General features: G+C 72.0%; 19 protein-coding genes. 3 read left to right on the top strand and 16 right to left on the bottom strand.

All coding sequences use genetic code 11. The features are described from left to right. Nucleotides 1–45: 45 nt before the first annotated feature. From MOV08_RS30645 to MOV08_RS30590, 12 genes are all read right to left on the bottom strand, one after another. Nucleotides 46–1,323 (bottom strand): MFS transporter, encoded by a 1,278-nt coding sequence (locus MOV08_RS30645; protein ID WP_275309637.1) that lies wholly within the window; start codon nt 1,321–1,323, stop codon nt 46–48. Nucleotides 1,324–1,547: 224 nt separating this feature from the next. Beyond that, on the bottom strand, nt 1,548–1,883 hold the full coding sequence (locus MOV08_RS30640) for an RNA polymerase-binding protein RbpA (RefSeq protein ID WP_016578660.1): 336 nt from the start codon (nt 1,881–1,883) through the stop codon (nt 1,548–1,550). 152 nt (nt 1,884–2,035) lie between these two features. Beyond that, nucleotides 2,036–2,272, bottom strand: coding sequence for a preprotein translocase subunit SecG (gene secG, locus MOV08_RS30635; protein WP_039637546.1), 237 nt, complete (start codon nt 2,270–2,272; stop codon nt 2,036–2,038). Between the two features lie 141 nt (nt 2,273–2,413). Next, the gene (gene tpiA, locus MOV08_RS30630) at nt 2,414–3,190 is read right to left on the bottom strand and encodes a triose-phosphate isomerase (RefSeq protein WP_039637545.1); all 777 of its coding nucleotides are present in this window, start codon (nt 3,188–3,190) and stop codon (nt 2,414–2,416) included. A gap of 6 nt (nt 3,191–3,196) precedes the next feature. After that, nucleotides 3,197–4,408 carry a phosphoglycerate kinase gene (locus MOV08_RS30625; protein WP_039637544.1) on the bottom strand — a complete coding sequence of 404 codons (1,212 nt, stop codon included), beginning with the start codon at nt 4,406–4,408 and terminating at the stop codon, nt 3,197–3,199. Nucleotides 4,409–4,535: 127 nt separating this feature from the next. Further along, a complete protein-coding gene (gene gap, locus MOV08_RS30620) occupies nt 4,536–5,540 on the bottom strand; it encodes a type I glyceraldehyde-3-phosphate dehydrogenase (protein WP_039637543.1) in 1,005 nt (334 codons plus the stop codon). A 253-nt stretch (nt 5,541–5,793) separates the two neighbouring features. After that, nucleotides 5,794–6,783 carry a DNA-binding protein WhiA gene (gene whiA, locus MOV08_RS30615; protein ID WP_039637542.1) on the bottom strand — a complete coding sequence of 330 codons (990 nt, stop codon included), beginning with the start codon at nt 6,781–6,783 and terminating at the stop codon, nt 5,794–5,796. Then, nucleotides 6,774–7,832, bottom strand: a complete 1,059-nt coding sequence (locus MOV08_RS30610) for a gluconeogenesis factor YvcK family protein (protein WP_039637541.1) — start codon at nt 7,830–7,832, stop codon at nt 6,774–6,776. Before MOV08_RS30610 ends, whiA begins: the two co-directional genes overlap by 10 nt. After that, nucleotides 7,829–8,782, bottom strand: coding sequence for an RNase adapter RapZ (gene rapZ / locus MOV08_RS30605; protein ID WP_286160284.1), 954 nt, complete (start codon nt 8,780–8,782; stop codon nt 7,829–7,831). The genes MOV08_RS30610 and rapZ overlap by 4 nt, the downstream gene beginning before the upstream one ends. Next, nucleotides 8,779–10,899, bottom strand: a complete 2,121-nt coding sequence (uvrC, locus tag MOV08_RS30600) for an excinuclease ABC subunit UvrC (protein WP_275309636.1) — start codon at nt 10,897–10,899, stop codon at nt 8,779–8,781. The genes rapZ and uvrC overlap by 4 nt, the downstream gene beginning before the upstream one ends. A 108-nt stretch (nt 10,900–11,007) precedes the next feature. Next, nucleotides 11,008–11,898: a hypothetical protein gene (locus tag MOV08_RS30595; RefSeq protein WP_039637538.1), complete on the bottom strand. Its 891-nt coding sequence runs from the start codon at nt 11,896–11,898 to the stop codon at nt 11,008–11,010. Between the two features lie 3 nt (nt 11,899–11,901). Then, the gene (locus tag MOV08_RS30590) at nt 11,902–12,492 is read right to left on the bottom strand and encodes a papain-like cysteine protease family protein (protein ID WP_039637537.1); all 591 of its coding nucleotides are present in this window, start codon (nt 12,490–12,492) and stop codon (nt 11,902–11,904) included. Nucleotides 12,493–12,729: 237 nt separating this feature from the next. Here MOV08_RS30590 and MOV08_RS30585 point away from each other — a divergent pair, with 237 nt between their 5' ends. Next, nucleotides 12,730–13,689 carry a hypothetical protein gene (locus MOV08_RS30585; RefSeq protein WP_039637536.1) on the top strand — a complete coding sequence of 320 codons (960 nt, stop codon included), beginning with the start codon at nt 12,730–12,732 and terminating at the stop codon, nt 13,687–13,689. Between the two features lie 13 nt (nt 13,690–13,702). On the opposite strand, the gene MOV08_RS30580 is transcribed toward MOV08_RS30585, so the two are convergent. Genes MOV08_RS30580 through MOV08_RS30570 form a run of 3 tightly spaced genes read right to left on the bottom strand, consistent with a single transcriptional unit; the run spans nt 13,703 to nt 16,580 of the window. Then, nucleotides 13,703–14,116 (bottom strand): Rieske (2Fe-2S) protein, encoded by a 414-nt coding sequence (locus MOV08_RS30580; protein ID WP_275309635.1) that lies wholly within the window; start codon nt 14,114–14,116, stop codon nt 13,703–13,705. 14 nt (nt 14,117–14,130) lie between these two features. Then, on the bottom strand, nt 14,131–15,540 hold the full coding sequence (locus MOV08_RS30575; protein ID WP_275309634.1) for a sugar porter family MFS transporter: 1,410 nt from the start codon (nt 15,538–15,540) through the stop codon (nt 14,131–14,133). A gap of 32 nt (nt 15,541–15,572) precedes the next feature. Beyond that, nucleotides 15,573–16,580: a zinc-dependent alcohol dehydrogenase family protein gene (locus MOV08_RS30570; protein ID WP_039637534.1), complete on the bottom strand. Its 1,008-nt coding sequence runs from the start codon at nt 16,578–16,580 to the stop codon at nt 15,573–15,575. 198 nt (nt 16,581–16,778) lie between these two features. Between MOV08_RS30570 and MOV08_RS30565 the strand changes: the two genes are divergently transcribed. Both MOV08_RS30565 and MOV08_RS30560 read left to right on the top strand, forming a co-directional pair. Further along, nucleotides 16,779–17,783: a LacI family DNA-binding transcriptional regulator gene (locus tag MOV08_RS30565; protein WP_275309633.1), complete on the top strand. Its 1,005-nt coding sequence runs from the start codon at nt 16,779–16,781 to the stop codon at nt 17,781–17,783. Nucleotides 17,784–17,898: 115 nt separating this feature from the next. Further along, complete coding sequence (locus MOV08_RS30560; protein WP_275309632.1) at nt 17,899–18,924, top strand: carbohydrate kinase family protein; 1,026 nt, start codon at nt 17,899–17,901, stop codon at nt 18,922–18,924. A gap of 87 nt (nt 18,925–19,011) precedes the next feature. Here the strand turns inward: MOV08_RS30560 and uvrA are convergent, their stop codons facing one another. Then, a complete protein-coding gene (gene uvrA, locus MOV08_RS30555; RefSeq protein ID WP_275309631.1) occupies nt 19,012–22,113 on the bottom strand; it encodes an excinuclease ABC subunit UvrA in 3,102 nt (1,033 codons plus the stop codon). Between the last annotated feature and the right edge of the window lie 273 nt (nt 22,114–22,386).

Below are 22,386 nucleotides of genomic sequence, written 5' to 3'. Positions count from 1 at the left end.
CTAATTGATCAGAGCGCGATGGGGGCACCGCCCGCTCGGGCGAAGTCAAGAGTGGGGGAGAGGTATCTTTCCGCTGTGGGACGGGGTGCCCTCGCCGCCCCGAACAACCGGTATCAGCACCACCGCACCCGCCCCCAGCAGCACGGCCGCCACCAGCGCCGGGGAGTTGGGCCCCCAGGCCACCGCCGCGGCACCGCCCAGCAGCGCGCCCGCCGGTGTGCCCGCGATCGAGACCGTGCGGAAGGCGGAACTGATCCGGCCCAGCATCGCCTCGGGGGCGCGCTGCTGCACCAGCGTGGTCTCCAGGACGTTCCACACCGTGCCGGCGCAGCCGAACAGGGCCAGCGCCAGGGCCGCGGGCCACAGTGCCCGCACCGTGCCGAACACCACCAGCACCGCGGTCTGTACCAAGCCGACGACCAGCAGGGTGCGGAACCGGCCGCCGACCGCGGCGACAACGTGGCCGACCAGCAGCCCGCCGAGGACCGTGCCGGCGCCGTACCCCGTCGTCACCGCGACATAGCCGAAGTCCCCGGCACCCAGCCAGTCCTTGACGACCACGACCAGCTCCGCGATCAGCGCGCCCATGCCGACGTTGGCCAGCGCCACCGACAGGCAGAGCCCCCGCAGCGCCCGGTCGCCCCACAACGCCCGTATGCCCTCGGCGATTTCCCTCCGCAGGGTGCGCCCGGAGGCGGCCGGCGGCCGGGGCGGTGAGCCGGTGCGCAGCGAGGCCACCAGGGCCGCGGCGATCAGGTACGTCGCCGCGTCGACCGCGAAGGGCAGCGCCGCGCCCACCCCGATGAGCAGCGGCGCCACCGGTCCCCCGACGAACCGGCCGGCGACCTCCTGGCCGGTCATCAGACGGGCGTTGGCGGAGGTCAGCGACTCCCTGGGCACCACCGCGGGCAGCAGGGCCGTGGCGGCGTTGTCGAAGAGCGTCTGGAGGGTGGTGAGCGCGAAGGCCAGCGCCAGCAGCAGCCCGATGCGGGCCGCACCGGCCGCCAAGGCCAGCGCGAAGCCGCCCATCAGCAGCCCGCGCAGGACATCGACCGCCCACATCGCGCGCCGCTGGTCCACCCGGTCGGCGATCGCACCGCCGAGCAGCCCGAAGAGCAGCCACGGCGCGAAGCCGAAGGCGGCGACCAGCGCGATCAGCAGCGGATCGGACGTCAACGCGTGGGCGAGCAGCGGCAGGGCGGTACCCCGCAGCGCATCGCCGAAGCGGGACACGGCCGCGGCGCTCCGCAGCCGCCCGAACCCGCCGCGCCGGACGCACGCACCAACACCCGCCGCGCCGCCCGCTTCCGCCGCCCGCGCCATGGCCCGCCCCCCCGTACCACACTTCCCCGGGACCCCCGAGCGGGATCCGCCGCTCCTCCCGACCGTAGGGGCGGCCACTGACAACGGGCCTGGGGCAACGTCCCTATCCCACTCCTCAGATACGAGCGGCCCCGGGCACGCGAACGGCCCGGCGGAGGGGGCGCGATGTCCCCTCCGGCCGGGCCGGTCGTCGTGAGCGGTGTGCGCGGTGCGCCGCGGTTCCGTCAGATCTCGCCGCGGAGCTTGGCGAGCGCCTCGGCCAGGATCGCCTCGCCGTCGGCGTCGCTGCGGCGCTCCCGGACGTAGGCGAGGTGCGTCTTGTACGGCTCGGTGCGCGGCGGGTCCGGCGGGCTGTCCCGGTCCTTGCCGGCCGGAAAACCACAGCGGGGGCAGTCCCAGGTGTCCGGCACCTGGGCATCGCCGGCGAAGCTGGGCTGCGTCTCGTGCCCGTTGGAGCACCAGAAGGAGATGCGGATGCGCGGCGCGGACTCGCCGCGCTCGGCCTCCCCCATCGGCCCCGCCCCGACCCGACTTCCTCGGATCGCGTTGCCACTTGCCACGGTCGTAACTCCCTGCGTAATGGTGCCGCGTGCCTCTCACAGCGACTGCGCTGCGGGCGCCCCAGTCTACGTAAGGCCCAACGCGCGTCCAGTGACACGAGTTACCGTCCCGGGACGCTGCCTTCATGATAGGCCGCGCCCCCGACGCCGTGTCAGCTGCCGAGCTTGACCAGGATGCCGAGCACCACGATGCAGGCGAACCACAGCAGACCGATCACGATGGTGATGCGGTCGAGGTTGCGCTCGGCGACGGAGGAGCCGCCGACCGAGGACTGCATGCCGCCGCCGAACATGTCGGACAGACCGCCGCCCTTCCCCTTGTGCATGAGCACCAGCATCATCAGCAGCACGCTGAAGACGATGAGGGCGATCGAGAAACCGATGACCACGGCTGGACCAACTCTCTGAGGACTTTCGGACGGAACGGGCCGACCGGCCGACGGGGCCGGACGGTGCGGGGCCGGGCGGTGCGCACGACACCGGGCCCGGCCCCGACAGGGTACGACGGGCCGGGCCCGTCGTCATAGCTGCTACTGATCGCGGAAGCGGACGATCTTCACGAATTCGTCCGCGTCCAGGGCCGCGCCGCCGACCAGGGCGCCGTCGACGTCCGGCTGCGCCATGATCGCCGCGACGTTGCCGGACTTCACCGAGCCGCCGTACTGGATGCGGACCTTGTCGGCCAGCTCCTGGCTGTAGAGCTCGGCGAGGCGGCCGCGGATGGCACCGCAGACCTCCTGCGCGTCCTCGGGCGTGGCGACCTCGCCGGTGCCGATGGCCCACACCGGCTCGTAGGCGATCACGATCGTCTCGGCCTGCTCGGCCGGGACGTCCTTCAGGCCGCCGTCGACCTGGGCGAGGGTGTGCGCGACCTGGTTGCCGGCCTTGCGGACGTCCAGGCCCTCGCCGACGCACAGGATCGGGGTCAGGCCGTGCTGGAACGCGGCCTTGACCTTGGCGTTGCAGATCTCCTCGTCCTCGCCGTGGTACTGGCGGCGCTCGCTGTGGCCGACGGCCACGTAGGCGCACTTGAGCTTGGCCAGCATCGCGCCGGAGATCTCGCCGGTGTAGGCGCCGGAGTCGTGCGCCGACAGGTCCTGGGCGCCGTACTTGATCTTGAGCTTGTCGCCGTCGACGAGGGTCTGCACCGAGCGCAGGTCGGTGAAGGGCGGCAGGACCGCGACCTCCACCTGGTCGAAGTCCTTGTCGTTGAGGGCGAAGGCGAGCTTCTGGACGTGTGCGATGGCCTCAAGGTGGTTGAGGTTCATCTTCCAGTTGCCCGCCATCAGCGGGGTGCGGTCACTCACGGTTGTTCAGTCCTCCAGAGCGGCGAGGCCGGGGAGCGTCTTGCCCTCGAGGTACTCGAGGCTGGCGCCGCCGCCGGTCGAAATGTGGCCGAAAGCATTCTCGTCGAAGCCGAGCAGGCGCACCGCGGCGGCCGAGTCACCACCGCCGACGACGGTGAAGGCGTCCGAGTCCAGCAGCCCCTGGGCGACGGCCTTGGTGCCGTTCGCGTAGTCGGGGTGCTCGAAGACGCCCATCGGGCCGTTCCAGAACACGGTGCCCGCGTCGGCGAGCTTCGCGGCGTAGAGCTCGCGGGTCTTCGGGCCGATGTCCAGGCCCTCCTTGTCGGCCGGGATGGCGTCCGCGGCGACGAGCTCGGGGTTGGCCGGGGCCTTGGTCTTCAGGTCCGGGAAGTCGGCCGACACCAGGACGTCGACGGGGAGCACGAACTCCACGCCGCGCTTCTCGGCCTCCGCCAGGTATTCCAGGCAGACCGGGATCTGGTCCTTCTGCAGCAGCGAGATGCCGACCTCGTGGCCCTTGGCCGCCAGGAAGGTGTACGCCATGCCGCCGCCGATCAGGATGCGGTCGGCCTTCTTGAGCAGGTTGTCGATGACGCCGAGCTTGTCGGAGACCTTGGCGCCGCCGAGCACCACCACGTAGGGGCGCCGGACTTCGTCGGTGAGCTTCTTCAACACGCCGACCTCGGTGGCGATCAGGTCGCCGGCGGCGTGCGGCAGCCGCTTGGGCAGGTCGAAGACCGAGGCGTGCTTGCGGTGCACGGCACCGAAGCCGTCGCCGACGTAGAGGTCGGCGAGCTCGGCGAGCTGGTCGGCGAAGGCGCCGCGCTCGGCGTCGTCCTTGCTGGTCTCGCCCGGGTTGAAGCGGAGGTTCTCCAGGACGGCCACCTCGCCGTCGGCCAGACCCGCGACCACGGACGCGGCGGACTCACCGACCGTGTCGGTGGCGAACGCCACGCCCTTGCCCAGGATTTCGCCGAGCCGCTCGGCCGCGGGGGCCAGCGAGAAGGCGGGGTCCGGGGCGCCCTTGGGACGGCCCAGGTGGGAGGCGACGATCACCTTGGCGCCCAGTGCGCTGAGCTTGGCGATCGTCGGGGCGACGGCGCGGATCCGGCCGTCGTCGGTGATGGTGGTGCCCTCCAGGGGAACGTTGAGGTCGGCGCGGACGAAAACCCGCTTACCCGCAACGCCTTCCGTGGCGAGATCGTCGATCGTCTTCATGTGAAGTGACTCCGTTGTAGTCCGTCAAGGGACTCTATCCGTCATGGGACGGGGCCCGTACGACGCGTTCCCGCGCCCTACGAGCCCCGTCTTCACGTTCCGGTGCCGTGCCCGTTGTCGGGCAGGCTCAGAGCTGGCCGCCGACGAACACGGTGAGGTCCACCAGGCGGTTGGAGTAGCCCCACTCGTTGTCGTACCAGCCGACGACCTTGACCTGCTTGCCCTGGACCATCGTGAGCTGCGAGTCGAAGGTGCAGGAGGCCGGCCAGTTCACGATGTCCGAGGAGACGATCGGGTCCTCGGTGTACTCCAGGACGCCCTTGAGCTGACCCTCGGCGGCCTTCTGGAAGGCGGCGTTGATCTCTTCCTTGGTGGTCTCGCGGTCGAGCTCCAGGACGAGGTCGGTGACCGAGCCGGTGGGAACCGGGACGCGCATGGCGATGCCGTCCAGCTTGCCCTTGAGCTGCGGGAGGACCAGGGCGGTGGCCTTGGCGGCGCCCGTCGAGGTCGGGATGATGTTCTCCGCGGCGGCCCGGGCGCGGCGCAGGTCCTTGTGCGGGAAGTCCAGGATGCGCTGGTCGTTGGTGTACGCGTGGACCGTGGTCATCATGCCCTTGACGATGCCGAAGTGCTCGTCGAGGACCTTCGCCATCGGCGCCACACAGTTGGTGGTGCAGGAGGCGTTGGAGATGACGTGGTGGTTGGCCGCGTCGTACTTGTCCTGGTTGACGCCCATCACGATGGTGATGTCCTCGCCCTTGGCGGGCGCGGAGATGATGACCTTCTTGGCGCCGGCGGCGAGGTGCTTGGCGGCGTCCTCGCGCTTGGTGAAGATGCCGGTCGACTCGATCACGATGTCGGCGCCCAGCTCCCCCCAGGGGAGGTTGGCCGGGTCGCGCTCGGCCATCGTCTTGAAGGTCTGGTTGCCGACCGTGATGGAGTCGTCGGTGTGGCTGACGTCCTGCTTGAGGCGACCCAGGATGGTGTCGTACTTCAGCAGGTGGACCAGGGTGGCGTTGTCGGTCAGGTCGTTGACACCGACGATCTCGATGTCCGCACCCTGCTCCAGGAGCGCGCGGAAGTAGTTGCGACCAATGCGGCCGAATCCGTTGATGCCTACGCGGATCGTCACGAACCGATCTCCTCGTTGGTACGCCGGTTTTGGATACCGGCGAGCTGTATGGGCTGTCCCCGACCGCCTACGACCCTACCCCCTGGAAGAGACGTACGTGACATTGACATCGGCGCCCAAAGATGCTCAAGTGAGCGGCTTCGAGCCCCTCTGACGCCCACCCCTGCGCGTCGCCGCACGGCGCCCGCATGCACGCGCCCCCGACACCCTGTGTGGGTGCCGGGGGCGCGTGCGTGCGGAGGGCCGCCGTGGTTCAGCCGACCATGCCGTCCGCGAGTTCCTCGGTGAGGTTGGACTCGGTGCCGGGGATGCCCAGGTCCTGGGCCCGCTTGTCGGCCATCGCCAGCAGACGGCGGATCCGGCCCGCGACCGCGTCCTTGGTCAGCGGCGGGTCGGCGAGCGCGCCGAGCTCCTCCAGGGACGCCTGCTTGTGCTCCATGCGCAGCCGACCGGCGGCGGCGAGGTGCTCGGGGACCTCCTCGCCGAGGATCTCCAGGGCGCGCTGGACCCGGGCGCCGGCGGCGACCGCGGCCCGCGCCGAGCGGCGGAGGTTGGCGTCGTCGAAGTTGGCGAGGCGGTTGGCGGTGGCCCGGACCTCGCGGCGCATCCGCCGCTCCTCCCAGGCGAGCACCGACTCGTGGGCGCCGAGCCGCGTCAGCAGCGCACCGATCGCGTCACCGTCACGGACGACCACGCGATCGACGCTGCGCACCTCGCGGGCCTTGGCGCCGATGCCGAGCCGGCGGGCCGCGCCGACCAGGGCGAGGGCGGCCTCGGGGCCGGGGCAGGTGACCTCCAGGGAGGACGAGCGGCCGGGCTCGGTCAGCGAGCCGTGGGCCAGGAAGGCGCCGCGCCAGGCGGCCTCGGCGTCACAGGTCGCGCCGGAGACCACCTGCGGTGGCAGGCCGCGGATCGGGCGCCCGCGGCCATCCACCAGGCCGGTCTGCCGGGCCAGCTGGTCGCCGCCGGCCACCACCCGGACGACGTAGCGGCTGCCGCGCCGCAGTCCGCCGGGGGCCATCACCACCAGGTCGGAGGAGTGCCCGAAGATCTCCAGGATGTCCTTGCGGAGCCGGCGGGCGGCGATGCCCGTGTCGAGCTCCGCCTCGATCACAATGCGGCCGCTGACCAGGTGCAGACCACCCGCGAACCGCAGGATCGACGAGACCTCCGACTTCCGGCAGCAGGTCCGGGTGACGGGGAGCCGGGAGATCTCATCCTTCACCGCAGCCGTCATCGCCATGGGCCGATCCTTCCATGCATCCGAAAAATACGGTCGTACGCGGCTGCCAGCAGTTCCGGATCGTGCCGGTCGGGGGCTCCCCCGGCGGACCGGGCGTCGTCTCCGCGTGCGGCGATCGCGGCCAGCTCGACCTCGCTGCCCACCAGTTGCTTGGCGGCAACCGTCAGACTGTCGATGTCGGGCACCGCGGCCTCGTCGGCCAGCACCACGTCGAAGGCGAGTTTAGGGGCGTGTCGGGCCAAAACCTCCAAATGACGCTGCGGGGAGAACCCCTCGGTTTCGCCCGGCTGGGGCGCGAGGTTGAGCGAGAGCACCTTCCGGGCCTGGGTCTGCTCCAGGGCCTCGCGCAACTCGGGCACGAGCAGGTGCGGGATGACGGAGGAGAACCACGAACCGGGACCCAACACCACCCAGTCGGCGTCGCGGACCGCGGCGACCGCCTCCGGGACGGCCGGCGGATCCTCGGGGACGACGTGGACGGACTGCACCTCGCCGGGGGTGAGGGCGACCGTGGCCTGGCCACGGACCGTGCTGATCTCGTCCGGGTGATCCTTGTCCAGCCCCTTGACCTGGGCCTGGAGTTCCAGCGGCACCGCCGACATGGGCAGCACCCGGCCGTGCGCGCCGAGCAGCTTGCCGACCAGGTCGAGGGCCTGGACGTGGTCGCCGAGCTGCTCCCACAGCGCGACGATCAGCAGATTGCCCACCGCGTGGTCGTGCAGCTCGCCCTCGCTCTGGAAACGGTGCTGGATCACCCGGGCCCAGGTCTGGCCCCAGTCGTCGTCGCCGCACAGCGCGGCCAGGGCCTTGCGCAGGTCGCCGGGGGGCAGCACGCCCAGCTCGTCGCGGAGCCGGCCGCTGGAGCCGCCGTCGTCGGCGACGGTGACCACGGCGGTCAGGTCACGGGTGATCCGGCGCAGCGCGGCGAGCGAGGCGGACAGGCCCATGCCGCCGCCGAGCGCCACCACCTTGGGGGTGGCGCCCTTCGTCGCGCGGCCACTGGGGACGAAGCGGCGGACCCGGCGCAGCCGCGGTGTACGGGAGGTCACTCGCGCCCCATGTCCCGGTGCACGACGACCGTTTCGACGCCCTCGGAGACCAGTCGGCGGGCCAGCTTCTCGGACATCGCGACGCTACGGTGCTTGCCGCCGGTGCAGCCGACCGCGATCGTCACATAGCGCTTGCCCTCGCGGCGGTAGCCGGCCGCGACCAGCCGCAGCAGCTCGGTGTAGCCGTCCAGGAACTCCTTGGAACCGGGCTGGTTGAAGACGTAGTTGGAGACCTCGTCGTTCAGGCCCGTGAAGGGGCGCAGCTCGGGGACCCAGTGCGGGTTGGGGATGAAGCGGCAGTCGATGACCATGTCGGCGTCGACCGGCAGGCCGTACTTGAAGCCGAAGGACATGACCGTGGCGCGCAGCTCGGGGACCTCCTCCCCGGCGAACTGGGCGTCGAGCTTGGCGCGGAGTTCGTGGACGTTGAGGCTGGAGGTGTCGATGACCAGGTCGGCGTCGCCGCGCAGCTCGCGCAGCAGGTCGCGCTCGGCGGCGATGCCGTCGACGATCCGGCCGTCGCCCTGGAGGGGGTGCGGGCGGCGGACCGACTCGAAGCGGCGCACCAGGGCCTCGTCGGAGGACTCCAGGAAGACGATGCGGCGCTTGACGTTCTGCGCGTCGAGGGTGGCCAGCGACTCCTTGAGGTTGGCGAAGAAGCGGCGGCCGCGGACGTCGACGACCACGGCGATCTTGGCGACGTTGCCCTGCGAGCGGGCGCCCAGCTCGACCATCGGCGGGATCAGCTCGGGCGGGATGTTGTCGACGACGAACCAGCCGAGGTCCTCCAGGCACTTCGCGGCCGTGCTGCGGCCGGCGCCGGACATGCCGGAGATGATCACCAGCTCGGGGATCGCGGCGCTCTCGCCCTGGTCGGCTTCGCGCATCGTGCCCGTACTCACCTGTGCACCGTCTCTCTCGGGTTCCTGCGTGTCGTGCGGTGTGCTCATCGGTCCTGCCCCCGTTCTGCTGACAACGCGGCCGGTGGGGCCCCGTCATCCTCAATGATCTCTCCTGTGGCGGTGTTCACCGCAGGGGCGGACGGAGCCGCGGTGGCCAGTGCCGCGGCGACCGTCTCGGCGGTCTTCCGGCCGACGCCCGGGACCTGGCAGATCTCCTCCACCGTGGCGGCCCGCAGCTTCTTCAGCGAGCCGAAGTGCTTCAGGAGCGCCTGGCGGCGGGTCTCGCCGAGCCCGGGGACGGCGTCGAGCGGGGAGGACTTCAGCCGCTTGCCGCGCTTGCTGCGCTGGTAGGTGATCGCGAAGCGGTGCGCCTCGTCGCGGACTCGCTGGAGGAGGTAGAGCCCCTCGCTGCTGCGCGGCAGCACCACCGGGTCGTCCTCGCCGGGCAGCCAGACCTCCTCCAGGCGCTTGGCCAGGCCGCAGACCGCGACGTCGTCGATGCCCAGTTCGTCCATGGCCCGGCGGGCCGCCGCCACCTGCGGGGCGCCGCCGTCGACGACCACCAGCTGGGGCGGGTAGGCGAAGCGCTTGGGGCGGCCGTCCTCGTCGGTGAGGCGGTCGGTGGGGTCGGTGGGGTCCGTGGCGTCGATGTCGGAGTCCACCGCGGGGTCCGCGACGGCGGTCGGCCCGGTCGCGTCCGCCACCCCGGCGGCCCCCGCTCCGTCGACGCCCTCGGTGGGCTCCTCGGTCCACTCCCCCGACTTCTGCTTCTCGTGGAGGTAGCGCCTGAAGCGGCGGCCGATGACCTCGTGCATGGCGCGGACATCGTCCTGCCCGGCGAATCCCTTGATCTGGAAACGGCGGTATTCGCTCTTCCGGGCGAGGCCGTCCTCGAACACCACCATCGAGGCGACGACGTCCTCCCCCTGGAGGTGCGAGATGTCGAAGCACTCGATGCGCAGCGGGACGGTGTCCAGGTCGAGGGCCTGGGCGATCTCCTCCAGGGCGCGGGAGCGGGTGGTCAGGTCCGAGGCGCGCCTGGTCTTGTGCAGCGCGAGCGCCTGCTGGGCGTTGCGCTCGACCGTGGCCATCAGGTCCTTCTTGTCGCCGCGCTGGGGGATGCGCAGCGAGACCTGGGAGCCGCGGCGCTGGGTGAGCCACTGGGCGACCGGCTCCACCGGCTCGGGCAGCGCCGGGACCAGCACCTCCTTGGGGACCGCGTCGCCCTGCTCCTCGCCGTAGAGCTGCTGGAGGGCGTGCTCGACCAGATCGCCGGTGGTGACCGCCTCGACCTTGTCGGTGACCCAGCCGCGCTGGCCGCGCACCCGGCCGCCGCGGACGTGGAAGATCTGGACGGCGGCTTCGAGTTCGTCCTCGGCGAGGGCGATCAGGTCGGCGTCGGTGGCGTCGGCGAGGACCACCGCGCTCTTCTCCATGGCGCGCCTGAGCGCGCCTATGTCGTCCCGCAGACGGGCGGCGCGCTCGTACTCCATCTCCTCGGCGGCCTCCTGCATCCCGCGCTCCAGGCGGCGGAGGTGGGCGCCGGTGCGGCCGGCCATGAAGTCGCAGAACTCCTCGGCGAGTTCGCGGTGCTCCTCGGGGGAGACCCGGCCGACGCAGGGGGCGGAGCACTTGCCGATGTAGCCGAGCAGGCAGGGGCGGCCGATCTGGGCGGAGCGCTTGAAGACGCCGGCGGAGCAGGTCCGCACGGGGAAGACCCGCAGCAGCAGGTCGACGGTCTCGCGGATGGCCCAGGCGTGGGCGTAGGGGCCGAAGTAGCGCACGCCCTTCTTCTTGGCGCCGCGCATCACCTGGACGCGGGGGAACTCCTCGCCCAGGGTCACCGCGAGGTACGGATAGCTCTTGTCGTCGCGGTACTTGACGTTGAACCGCGGGTCGAACTCCTTGATCCAGCTGTATTCGAGCTGGAGCGCCTCGACCTCGGTGGAGACCACGGTCCACTCCACCGAGGCGGCGGTGGTCACCATCGTGCGGGTGCGCGGGTGGAGACCGGCCAGGTCCTGGAAGTAGTTGGCCAGGCGCTGGCGCAGGCTCTTGGCCTTGCCTACGTAGATGACCCGGCCGTGCTCGTCGCGGAATTTATAGACCCCCGGCGAGTCGGGGATCTGTCCCGGCTTGGGTCGGTAGCTACTGGGGTCTGCCATGCCCTCCACCCTACTGACCGCCACCGACAATCAGGGCCGAGGCGGCGGAGCCCGCCCCTCCGAAACCCGGTGAAGGGGCGGAAGGACGGGCTCCGGTGGGGCGTCCGGTCAGCGGGTGCGGCGCCGGCGCAGCGCCGCCCTGGTCGACAGGCCCAGGGCGAGCACGGCGGCGGCCCCCGCGACGGTCGAGGCGGCGGCCACCGGGAAGGTGTCGTCGGCCGTGGTGTCCGCGGTGTCCACCGGACCGGCCGCGTCCGCGGCGAGCGGGTGCGGGGCACGGCCGGTGTCGGGGCCGGCCGGTGCGGCGCCGGGCCCAAAGCCGCCGGCCTCGCCGCGCTTGTCGTACGCGGAGCCCGGGAGCTTGTCGCCGTAGTCGCGGGCGACCCGCTTCTGGTAGGCGGCGACGGTGGTGCCGTGCGCGCCCACGGCCTTGCGGGCCGCGTCGTCCAGCGGCTCCACGCGGTCGCCGCGCTGGACGTACCAGGCGTCGATCTGCGGCTCGTGGAAAACCGTTCCGCCGCCCTGACCGGCGCCGGCCGCGGCGTAGCGGGTCTCGTCGTCGCCGGTGGCGATGTTGACGACCTTCCAGGACGCGCCGCGGTGCGCGGTCCACACCGACGCCGTGCGGCCGTCGCCGGCGACGGCCTTGGTGGCCATGAACTCCAGCCGGGCGACGGGCGCGTCGGCCTTGCCGCGGACGAAGTCGGGCGAGAGGACGTAGACCGGGACGGTGGCGCCCTCGACGTGCGGGGCGGTCCGGGCCGGGGCGGCGAGTCCGGCGCCGCCCTTGCCGCCCTTGGCCGGGGCGGCGGCGAAGAAGCGGGCCAGGGTGTCCAGGGTCGCCGGGTCGGCGGCCGCGTCGTGGGCGGCGGACACGCTGGTGCGGGCCGGGGCGGGCGGGGCCGGCACGGCGGCCAGGGCGGCGTGCGGGGCGAGGGCCAGGAAGGCGGCGGCGAGGGTGCCCGTGGCGGCGGCGCGGACGACGATGCGCTTCGTCATGCCTCAGGCTCCTATCTGGTAGAGGGAGTGGGTCCAGGAGAAGGAGCTTCCGTTCACGTAGTTGTCGAAGTCGCCCCAGTTGTAACGGTTGTTGGTGGCCCAGGGGTCGCCCCAGTACACCCAGTTGCGGGACGTGTCGAAACCGTAGATGACGTGCATGTGGCCGCCACCGGACGACCACTGGATGCGGGTCTCGATGGGCCGATTGGCGTTGATCTCGTTCTGGACGGTGCTGTAGCGGAGCCAACCGGTCACATATGAGCCAGGATTGATGCCCATCCAGTCAAGTGCGTTCTGCACATTGCCCAGCGTGGCCTGGTTGTTGGGGCAGGTGGAGCCCTGTTGGCGGTTGAACGCGGCGTTGCAGAACTGGTTCTGGCTGTAGTTCCGGCCGTACCAGGTCGCGATGGTGTTGCCCGAGCCGGCCCAGCACCAGTTGGTCTTCTCCTGGGCCTGCATCGTGATGTTCAGGCGGTTGGCCGACTGCGGGGCGGCGTTGGCGGCGCCGGGCAGCCCGGCCAGCGCCACGACGGTCAGCGCCGCGGCCGACAGCCATCTGCGGCGCCCGCGCGGGGCGAACAGAGAGTGGAGCATGGCGTTCCTCCCGTGAGGGGTGAGGGGGAGAGGAGCGCATCCGGATGCTGTTGAGGAGCATCAGGTGTTGTCGCAGGCAGGTCAACACGCTTCAATGCGAGGTGACATGGGGGTGTGGACGAGCGGGCCCGGATGTGAACGGCCGGTGCCCGGCGTCCTGCAGTGAACGAGCAGGGAGAGCGCGCGCCGTGCGTTCCGGTTGTGAACATTCACCGCGCGCGCCGGAGGATTGAGGCAATGGCACAGAACACTCCCGATACCGCGCAGAACCCTCATGTTTCGGCCGAGCTGGCCCAACTGCTGCGGACCGGCCCCTTCCATCTCGCCCTGCGCAGCGCGCTCACCGCCCGCGGGCTGGCCCTCACCCGCGTCCAGCACAAGCTCGCCCAGCGCGGCATCACCATCGGCGTCACCAGCCTGAGCTACTGGCAACAGGGCGCCCGGCGCCCCCAGCGCCCCGAGTCGCTGCGCGCGGTCCGCGCCCTGGAGGACGTCCTCGGCCTGCCCGACCGGTCGCTGCACCGACTCCTGGTGCCCGAGGGCGGCGCCCGCCCGGAGACCGAGCGGCCACCGGGCCGCTCGTACCGCTCCCTGGTGGCCCCGGCCGACTGCCTGCAACAGCTGTTCGCCGAGCTGGAGACCCCCGCGGACGGCGGGGTGCACACCGTCGGCCACCACGAGCGGGTACGGATCGGGGCCCGGCGCGAGCTGAGCGAACGCGAGTCGCTGCAGGTGGTGCGCGCCCACCGGGACGGGGTGGACCGCTATGTCGCCATCCACCGGGGCGACCCGGGCTGCGACCCGTCCCGGGTGCGGGTGCGGGCCACCGAGAACTGCCGGCTGGGGCGGGTGCGCGGGGACGCGGCGAACGGCGTGATCGTCGCCGAGCTGCTCTTCGACACCCGGCTGCGGGCCGGCGACACCCACGTCTTCGGCTACGCCTTCGAGGACGGCAGCGGCGGCCCCAGCGCCGAGTACGTGCGCGGCTTCAGCTTCGCCGGCGGCCAGTACGTCCTCCAGGTGCGGTTCGACGACGCGGCGCTGCCGGTGCGCTGCTACCGCTTCACCCAGGCGTCGGCCGGCGCCCCGCGCGCCGGCCGGCAGGAGCTGACGCTGAGCGGCCGGCACCACGCGGTGCACGTGGTCGAGCAGGGGGTGCGGCCCGGAATCCTGGGGATCGCCTGGGACTGGGGGTGAACGGGGCGGCGGCTCAGCCCGCGACCAGCTTGCCGCCCTCGACCTTGACCGGGACCTCCTCCAGGGGGCTGGACGCCGGGCCCTGGGCGACCTTGCCGGTGGCCACCTCGAAGTGGCTGCCGTGCAGGGGGCAGACGGCCTGCCCCTTCTCGATCTTGTTCAGCGTCCCGCCCATGTGCGTGCACACGGCGCTGAAGCACTTGAACTCGCCCTTGGCGGGCTGCGAGACCAGCAGCCGCTGCGCGGCGTAGAGCTTGGCGCCGCCGACCGGCACCTCCGCGGCCGGGCCCAGCTCGACCGGCGCGTCCGAGGACGGCCGGGCGCCCGACCCCTGCTCCCCCGCGGCGCAGGCGGCGGCTCCGAAGCACGCGATGCCGGCGAGCGCGGCCCCGCGCAGCACGGTCCGGCGGTCCGGGGACGCACTCATGGGGAACCTCCTGGTCAGTGGGCGACGTCGGCCCCCGACGATACCGGGGCGGTCCGCTCGGCCGGACGGCGGTCCTGCCCGCCCCGGAGCAGCTCCGCCCCGATCTCCTCCAGGCTGCGGCCCTTGGTCTCCGGCAGCAGCCGCTGGACGAAGAGATACGCCAGCAGCGTCGTCCCGGCGAAGAAGAGGAAGTTGACCCCGGCGCCCCAGGCGTGCAGCAGTGAGGGGAAGACCAGCGCCACGATCATGTTGAACAGCCAGTTGGACAGCACGCACAGGCTGACCGCGGCGGCCCGGATCCGCATCGGGAACAGCTCCGGCAGCATCACCCACTGCACCGGTCCCCAGGAGACCGCGAACGAGGCGATGTAGAGGGCGATGCCCAGCAGCGTCAGGGTGGAGAGCAGCGCGCCGTAGCCGAGCCCGGAGAGGTTGGTGGCGGCCAGCACCACCATGGCCGCGCACATGCCCAGCGCCCCGATCCGCAGCAGCGGCTTGCGCCCCCTGCGGTCGATCAGCCGCATCGCCGGCAGCGTCATCAGCATGTTGAGCAGGCCGATGCCGACGTTGGCGAGGATGGCGCCGCCGGACCCGAACCCGATGTCGGTGAGCAGGGTCGGTGCGTAGTAGATGATCGTGTTGATGCCGACGAAGTTCTGGAAGAACACCAGCAGCATCCCGACCGTGAACACCCGCCGCAGCTGCGGCGACAGCAGCCGCCGCAGGCTCAGCGGCTCGCCGGCCTCCCGTTCGGCGCGCTCGGTCCGCTCGATCTCGGCCAGCTCCTCGCCCGCCGCCGCGGCGTCCCCGCGCAGCCGCGTCAGCACCTCGCGGGCCTGTCCGCCCCGGCCCCTGCCCACCAGCCAGCGCGGACTCTCCGGCTGGGTGAGGATGCCCAGCGCCAGCACCGCGGCCGGGACCACGCCCAGGCCGATCATCCAGCGCCAGGCCCCGGAGTCGGCGAGCAGGTAGTCGGTGACGTAGGCGACGAAGATGCCGACCGTCACCAGCAGCTGCATCAGCGAGGTGAGCCCGCCGCGCAGGTGCTTGGGCGCGAGCTCGGTGAGGTAGAGCGGGACGACGACGGAGGCGATGCCCACGCCGACCCCGATCACGAAGCGGAACGCGATCAGCGCGGCGGCCCCGGTGGCGCAGGCCGCGCCGAGGGTGCCGAGGATGAAGACCCCGGAGGCGACCAGGATCAGCCGGCGGCGCCCCCAGGAGTCGGACAGCCGCCCCGCGAGGCCGGCGCCGAGCATCGCCCCTACGAGGAGACCGGAGACGACCAGGCCCTCCAGGAGCGGGGTGAGCGCGATATCGCGCTTGAGGAAGAGCATGGCGCCGGAGATGACGCCGGTGTCGTAGCCCCAGAGGATGCCCCCGAGGGCACCGAAGACCCAGATCAGCGCGTTCTTGAGGGACACGGGCAGAGCCTTGACGGATGCGGGCACGGCGCTCAGCCCTTCTGCGGGGCGATGTGGATCTTGCGGCCGGTGCCGGCCCGGAAGCGGGCCACCGCCTCCTCGAAGTCGTCCAGCCCGTAGACGTCGGAGACCAGCGGGTCCAGATCGAGGCCGGCGGCCAGCAGGTCGACGGCCGGCTGGAAGCTGTTGTGCACCGCCATCGAGCCGATGATGTCGATCTCCTGGCTGTAGACGCGGTACGGCGAGAAGGACGCGCCGCGGGCCGGGTCGGCGACGCCGAACTGGAGGAAGGTGCCACCGCGGCGCACCCGGCCCAGGCCGTCCTCGATGGCCGCGATCACCCCGGTCGCGTCGATCACCACCTCGAAACCGGGGGCCCGGTCGAGGGCGTCGGCGCCGGTCACCGCCGCGTCCACGCCGAAGGACCGGGCGAACGCCAGCCGTTCCTCGTTGAGGTCCACGACGGAGACCGAGGCGGCGCCCGCGGTCCGCACCAACGCGGCCATCATCAGGCCCATGGTGCCCGCCCCGTAGATCAGGTAGTGCTCGCCGGGGCGGCGCGGCAGCCGGTTCAGGCCGTGCACGGCGCAGGACAGCGGCTCGACGAGTCCGGCGGCGGCCTCCGAGAGGTGGGCCGGCAGGACGTGGCAGCAACGGGCCGGAACGGCGACCAGTTCGGCGAAGCCGCCGGCCCGGGTGACGCCGATCGCGGTGTAGTCCTCGCAGAGGTTGCCGCGGCCGATCCGGCAGTAGTGGCAGGCGCCGCACGGCATGTTGGGGTCGACCGCGACCCGCTCGCCGACCGCCCGGTCCCGCACCGCCGAGCCCACCGCGACGATCTCGCCGGCCAGCTCGTGGCCGGGGACCAGCGGGTAGCCGACCACCGGCAGCTCGCCGCCGAGGACGTGCATGTCGGTGCCGCACAGGCCGCAGGAGGTGACGCGGACGACCACCTCGTCGGGCTCCGGGCGGGGATCGGGCAGTTCGGTGACAGCGGCGGTGCCCCGGGGGCCCGGTGCGGTGACCACGAGAGCGCGCATCGGCGCCTCCTCACGACGTCGTGCGGATTGCGATGGCGGGGACACTACAGAAGATCCGCCATCGCGTAAACGCTTACGCAAGCGTTTACGTTTGGCCTTCGGCAGACGTACTGTGATGGACTGCGGCGAACGGGCACGGAGGCCGACCGCCGGGAGCCGGCGCACCGAGCACCGGGGCGGCGGGGAGGAAAGAGCCGGATGACGACGATGGTGGATGTGGCACGGCGCGCGGGCGTCTCGGTCGCCACGGTCTCGCACGTGGTGAACGACACCCGGCCGGTGCGTCCGGACACCCGGGCCGCGGTGCTGGCCGCCATCGAGGAGCTCGGCTACACCCACAACACCCTCGCCCGTTCACTGGTCACCTCCCGCACCCGCTCCATCGGCCTGGCGGTCTCGGCGATCAGCAACCCGTACTTCACCGAGATCCTCCAGGGCGTGGAGGCCGGCGCGCTGGAGGCCGGATACAGCCTGCTGATCGCCGATCCGCACGACGATCCGCGGCACGAGCGCAAGGTCGTCCAGCTGCTGCACGAGCGGCGGGTGGACGGCATGATCGTCGCGCCGTCCGCGGCGCCGGCCGAGATGGTCGACTATGTGACGAAGCGTCAGGTGCCTACGGTCTTCCTCGACCGGCTGGTCGGCGACGGCTTCGACCAGGTCTGCGCGGAGAGCGCCGGTCCGGTCCGCCGACTCGTCGAGCACCTGGCCGACGCGGGCCACACCCGGATCGGCCTGGTGGCGGGGCTGCCCGGGCTCAGCACCACCACCGAGCGGGTCCAGGGCTACCGCGAGGGGCTGCGCGCCCGCGGACTGCCGTTCGCGCCCGAGCTGTTGGCCGGCGGCAACTCCGAGGCGGAGGGCGCGCAGGACGCCACCCGGCACCTGCTCGCCGCGCCGGAGCCGCCCACCGCGATCATCACCGCCAACAACGCGATGACCATCGGCGCCCTCCAGGCGCTGCGCGGCCTGGGCCTGGAGGTGCCCCGGGACATCGCCCTGGCCTGCTTCGACGACTTCTCCTGGGCGGACCTCTTCACCCCGCGGCTGACCGCGATCGCCCAGCCCAGCAAGGAACTCGGGACGGCGGCGGTCCGGCTGCTGCTGGAGCGGCTGGACGACCCGCACCGGCCGCCGCGCACCGTCCGACTGCCCTGCACCTTCGTGCACCGCACCTCGTGCGGCTGCCCCGAGACCGCTTAGCGGCCGTCCGGTGGGCCGGGCACACCGCCCCGCCGGACGGCCCCAGGGCCCGGACGGGCCCCCGCCCGCCACGCCCCGGCCGGCCCCGGCCGCCGCAGGAAAGGACCCGCACCCCGTGATCGTCGTCGCCGGCGAGGCCCTGATCGACCTCGTCCCCAGTCAACAGCCCTCCCCGGACGGGACGTTGCCGGCGCTGCTGCCGCGGCGCGGCGGCGGGCCGTACAACACCGCGCTGGCGCTGGGGCGGCTGGGCTCGCCCGCCGCGTTCTGCTCCCGGGTCTCCACCGACACCTTCGGGGCGTCGCTGCTGCGCGGTCTGCGCGACGGCGGGGTGGACACCTCGTTGGTGCAACGCGGCCCGGAGCCGACCACCCTGGCGGTCGCGGACATCAGCCCGGACGGTTCGGCCGGCTACGGCTTCTACGTGGAGGGCACCGCCGACCGGCTCTTCACCCTGCCGCCGGCGCTGCCCGGGGCGGTGCGGGCCCTCTCCCTGGGCACCTGTTCGCTGGTACTGGAGCCGGGCGCCGGGGCGTACGAGGCGCTGCTGCGCCGGGAGGCCCGGCGCGGGGTGTTCACCGCGCTCGACCCCAACATCCGCCCGGGCCTGATCCCCGATCCGGACGCCTATCGGGCGCGCTTCCGCTCCTGGCTGTCGGACGTGGCGCTGCTGAAGCTGTCCGACGAGGACGCGCTGTGGCTGGCCGGGGCCGGTCCGGGGGCAGGTGCGGACGCGGGCGCGCCGGGGGCGCCCGGGGCCGATCGGGCGGCGGTCCGCGCGGCGGCCCGGGAGTGGCTGGCCGTCGGGCCCGCGGCGATCGTGCTCACCCACGGCGGCGACGGGTTGACGGTGCTGACCCGGGCCGGCGGCGAGGTGGCGGTACCCGGCGAGCGGATCACCGTCGTCGACACCATCGGCGCGGGCGACACCGTCAACGCGGCGCTGCTGCACCGGCTGGACGTCCATGGCGCGCTGTCGTACGCGGCGGTCGAGGCGCTCGGCGACGGCGACTGGGAGGACATCCTGCGCTTCGCCGCCCGGGCGGCCGCCGTCACCTGCTCCCGGGCGGGCGCCGAGCCGCCGTTCGCCGCGGAGCTGACGGAGCTGACGGAGCGAGGGGCCGACGGGCCCGTCGCCTGACGGGCCGCGGGCAGCACGGCGGGGGCGGAGCCCCGGGAAGAGGCTCCGCCCCCGCTGTGCCGCGTGCGGCGGTGTTGCGGTGCGGCGTCAGGAGGCCCGGCGGGCCCGCGTCGCCGTCTTCTTGGCCGCGGTCTTCTTCGCCGGGGCCTTCTCGGCCGCGGTCGAGGCGGCGTCCTTCTTGGCCGCGGTCTTCTTCGCCGTCGCCTTCTTGGCCGTCGCCTTCTTGGCCGCGGTCGAGGCGGTCACCGTCGTCTTCCCGGCGGAAGCGGCGGCCACGGCCTTCTTCGCCGCGGTCTTCCGGGCGGCCGGCTTCCGGGGCCCGCCGTCGACCAGCGCCGCGTCGCTGACCCGGTCGCCGAGGATGTCCCGCAGGAACTTGCCGGTGTGGCTGGCCGGGATCGACGCGACCTGCTCCGGGGTGCCCTCGGCGACGACCATGCCGCCGCCGCTGCCGCCCTCGGGGCCCATGTCGATGACCCAGTCCGCGGTCTTGATCACATCGAGGTTGTGCTCGATGACGATCACCGTGTTGCCCTTGTCGACCAGGCCGGAGAGCACCTTGATGAGCTTGCTGATGTCCTCGAAGTGCAGACCCGTGGTGGGCTCGTCGAGGACGTAGACGGTGCTGCCGGTGGAGCGCTTCTGGAGTTCGCTGGCCAGCTTGACGCGCTGCGCCTCACCGCCGGAGAGGGTCGGCGCGGACTGGCCGAGCCGGACGTAGCCGAGACCGACCTCGTTGAGCGTCCTGAGGTGGCGGGCGATGGTCGGCACCGCCTCGAAGAAGCTCAACGCCTCCTCGATCGGCATGTCCAGCACCTCGGCGATGGACTTGCCCTTGTAGTGCACCTCCAGCGTCTCGCGGTTGTAGCGCGCGCCGTGGCAGACCTCGCACGGGACGTACACGTCCGGGAGGAAGTTCATCTCGATCTTGATGGTGCCGTCGCCGGAGCAGTTCTCGCAGCGGCCGCCCTTGACGTTGAAGGAGAAGCGGCCCGGCAGATAGCCGCGGACCTTGGCCTCCATCGTCTCCGCGAAGAGCTTGCGGACGTGGTCGAAGACGCCGGTGTAGGTGGCCGGGTTGGAGCGCGGGGTCCGGCCGATCGGCGACTGGTCGACGTGCACCACCTTGTCGACGAGGTCGTCGCCGGCGACCCGGGTGTGCCGGCCGGGGACCGACTTGGCGCCGTTCAGCTCGCGCGCGAGGTGGGTGTAGAGGATGTCGTTGACCAGCGTCGACTTGCCGGAGCCGGAGACGCCGGTGACGGCGGAGAGCACCCCGAGCGGGAAGGAGACGTCGATGTCGCGGAGGTTGTTCTCCTTCGCGCCGTGGACGGTCAGCCGGCGGGACGGGTCGGTGGGACGGCGGACGTCCGGGGTCGCGATGGCCTTCTTCCCGGAGAGGTACTGGCCGGTGATCGAGTCCTTGTTGGCCAGCAGCTGCTTCATGGGGCCGCTGTGGACGACCTTGCCGCCGTGCTCACCGGCGCCCGGGCCGATGTCGACCACCCAGTCCGCGACCTTGATGGTGTCCTCGTCGTGCTCCACCACGATCAGGGTGTTGCCCATGTCGCGCAGCCGCACCAGGGTCTCGATCAGCCGGTGGTTGTCGCGCTGGTGCAGGCCGATCGACGGCTCGTCCAGGACGTAGAGCACGCCCACCAGGCCGGAGCCGATCTGGGTGGCGAGGCGGATGCGCTGGGCCTCGCCGCCGGAGAGGGTGCCGGCCGCGCGGTTCAGCGAGAGGTAGTCCAGGCCGACGTCGACCAGGAACTTCAGCCGCTCGTTGACCTCCTTGAGGACCCGCTCGGCGATGGTCTTCTCGCGGGAGTTGAGCGTCATCGAGCGCAGGAAGTCGGCGCAGTCGCTGATCGACATGGCCGCGACCTCGGCGATCGACTTCTCCTGGACCGTCACGGCGAGCACGATCGGCTTGAGCCGGGTGCCCTCGCAGGTCGGGCAGGGCACCTCGCGCATATAGCCCTCGAAGCGCTCCCGGCTGCTGTCGCTCTCCGCCTCGCTGTGCCGCCGCTTGACGAACGGCACCGCGCCCTCGAAGGCGGTGGTGTAGGCCCGTTGGCGGCCGTAGCGGTTGCGGTAGCGGACCTCGATCTGGGTCTTGTGGCCGTGGAGCAGGGCCTTCTTGGCGCGCTGCGGCAGGCCGGCCCAGGGGATGTCCGTGCGGAAGCCCAGGGCGTCGGCGAGCGCGCCGACCAGGCGGCCGAAGTAGTCCTTGGTGTGGCCGCCGGACCAGGGGTGGATGGCGCCCTCGTCGAGGGACCGCTCCTCGTCCGGGATGATCAGCTCGGGGTCGACCTCCATGCGGGTGCCGATGCCGGTGCAGTCCGGGCAGGCGCCGAAGGGCGAGTTGAAGGAGAAGGAGCGGGGCTCCAGCTCCTCGAAGGAGAGGTCGTCGTAGGCGCAGTAGAGGTGCTCGGAGTACATCCGCTCGCGCTGCGGGTCGTCGGCGTCGAGGTCGACGAAGTCGAGGATGACCATGCCGCCGGAGAGCCCGAGGGCGGTCTCGACGGAGTCGGTCAGCCGGCGTTTGGCGCTCTCCTTGACCGTGAGGCGGTCGATGACCACCTCGATGGTGTGCTTCTCCTGCTTCTTCAGCTTCGGCGGATCGGTGAGCTGGACGGTCTCCCCGTCGACCCGGGCGCGGCTGTAGCCCTTGGTCTGGAGGTCGGAGAAGAGGTCGACGAACTCGCCCTTGCGCTCGCGCACCAGCGGCGAGAGCACCTGGAAGCGGCTGCCCTCGGGGAGCTCCAGGACCTTGTCGACGATGGCCTGGGGCGACTGCCGGGCGATCGGCCGCGCGCACTGCGGGCAGTGCGGCTTGCCGATCCGGGCGAAGAGCAGCCGGAGGTAGTCGTAGACCTCGGTGATCGTGCCGACCGTCGAGCGCGGGTTGCGCGAGGTCGACTTCTGGTCGATCGAGACCGCGGGGGACAGCCCCTCGATGAAGTCCACATCGGGCTTGTCCATCTGCCCGAGGAACTGCCGGGCGTACGAGGAGAGCGACTCGACATAGCGCCGCTGCCCCTCGGCGAAGATCGTGTCGAAGGCGAGCGAGGACTTGCCCGACCCGGAGAGCCCCGTGAAGACGATGAGGGAGTCGCGGGGGAGGTCGAGCGAGACGTTGCGGAGGTTGTGCTCGCGAGCGCCACGGACGATGAGACGGTCGGCCACGCCGGTCGGCACCTTTCTTGGAGAGGGGCGGAAGCCACGGGCTGCGTCCACCGCGCGGTGAGCGAGCAGAGGCGGCGGAGCGGAGCGGGCCCCGGACCAAGGGTATGGGGGCCGCCGCGGCACTGTCTTTGGGATGCCACACACGAGCCTATAGCACGCGCATTCGATTTACGGGCCTCGCAAGCCCTCTTCACCCAAACGTGTGGCGGCCCCGCAACCTTCCCACCGCGATGACCAGCCGTTACGCCGTTCAGCGGCCGGCACCCCCGGGGT

Origin of the sequence: Streptomyces yunnanensis (assembly GCF_029011865.1) — a bacterium.
Taxonomy (GTDB): Bacteria; Actinomycetota; Actinomycetes; order Streptomycetales; family Streptomycetaceae; genus Streptomyces; species Streptomyces yunnanensis.
This window is presented reverse-complemented; position numbering and strand designations above follow the sequence as displayed.

Bases quoted from the DNA above. Each gene is read 5' to 3' on its own strand.
- MOV08_RS30645 (WP_275309637.1), bottom strand. From the start codon at position 1,323: ATGGCGCGGGCGGCGGAAGCGGGCGGCGCGGCGGGTGTTGGTGCGTGC.
- MOV08_RS30625 (WP_039637544.1), bottom strand. From the start codon at position 4,408: ATGAAGACGATCGACGATCTCGCCACGGAAGGCGTTGCGGGTAAGCGG.
- whiA (WP_039637542.1), bottom strand. From the start codon at position 6,783: ATGGCGATGACGGCTGCGGTGAAGGATGAGATCTCCCGGCTCCCCGTC.
- rapZ (WP_286160284.1), bottom strand. From the start codon at position 8,782: ATGAGCACACCGCACGACACGCAGGAACCCGAGAGAGACGGTGCACAG.
- uvrC (WP_275309636.1), bottom strand. From the start codon at position 10,899: ATGGCAGACCCCAGTAGCTACCGACCCAAGCCGGGACAGATCCCCGAC.
- MOV08_RS30595 (WP_039637538.1), bottom strand. From the start codon at position 11,898: ATGACGAAGCGCATCGTCGTCCGCGCCGCCGCCACGGGCACCCTCGCC.
- MOV08_RS30590 (WP_039637537.1), bottom strand. From the start codon at position 12,492: ATGCTCCACTCTCTGTTCGCCCCGCGCGGGCGCCGCAGATGGCTGTCG.
- MOV08_RS30585 (WP_039637536.1), top strand. From the start codon at position 12,730: ATGGCACAGAACACTCCCGATACCGCGCAGAACCCTCATGTTTCGGCC.
- MOV08_RS30580 (WP_275309635.1), bottom strand. From the start codon at position 14,116: ATGAGTGCGTCCCCGGACCGCCGGACCGTGCTGCGCGGGGCCGCGCTC.
- MOV08_RS30570 (WP_039637534.1), bottom strand. From the start codon at position 16,580: ATGCGCGCTCTCGTGGTCACCGCACCGGGCCCCCGGGGCACCGCCGCT.
- MOV08_RS30565 (WP_275309633.1), top strand. From the start codon at position 16,779: ATGACGACGATGGTGGATGTGGCACGGCGCGCGGGCGTCTCGGTCGCC.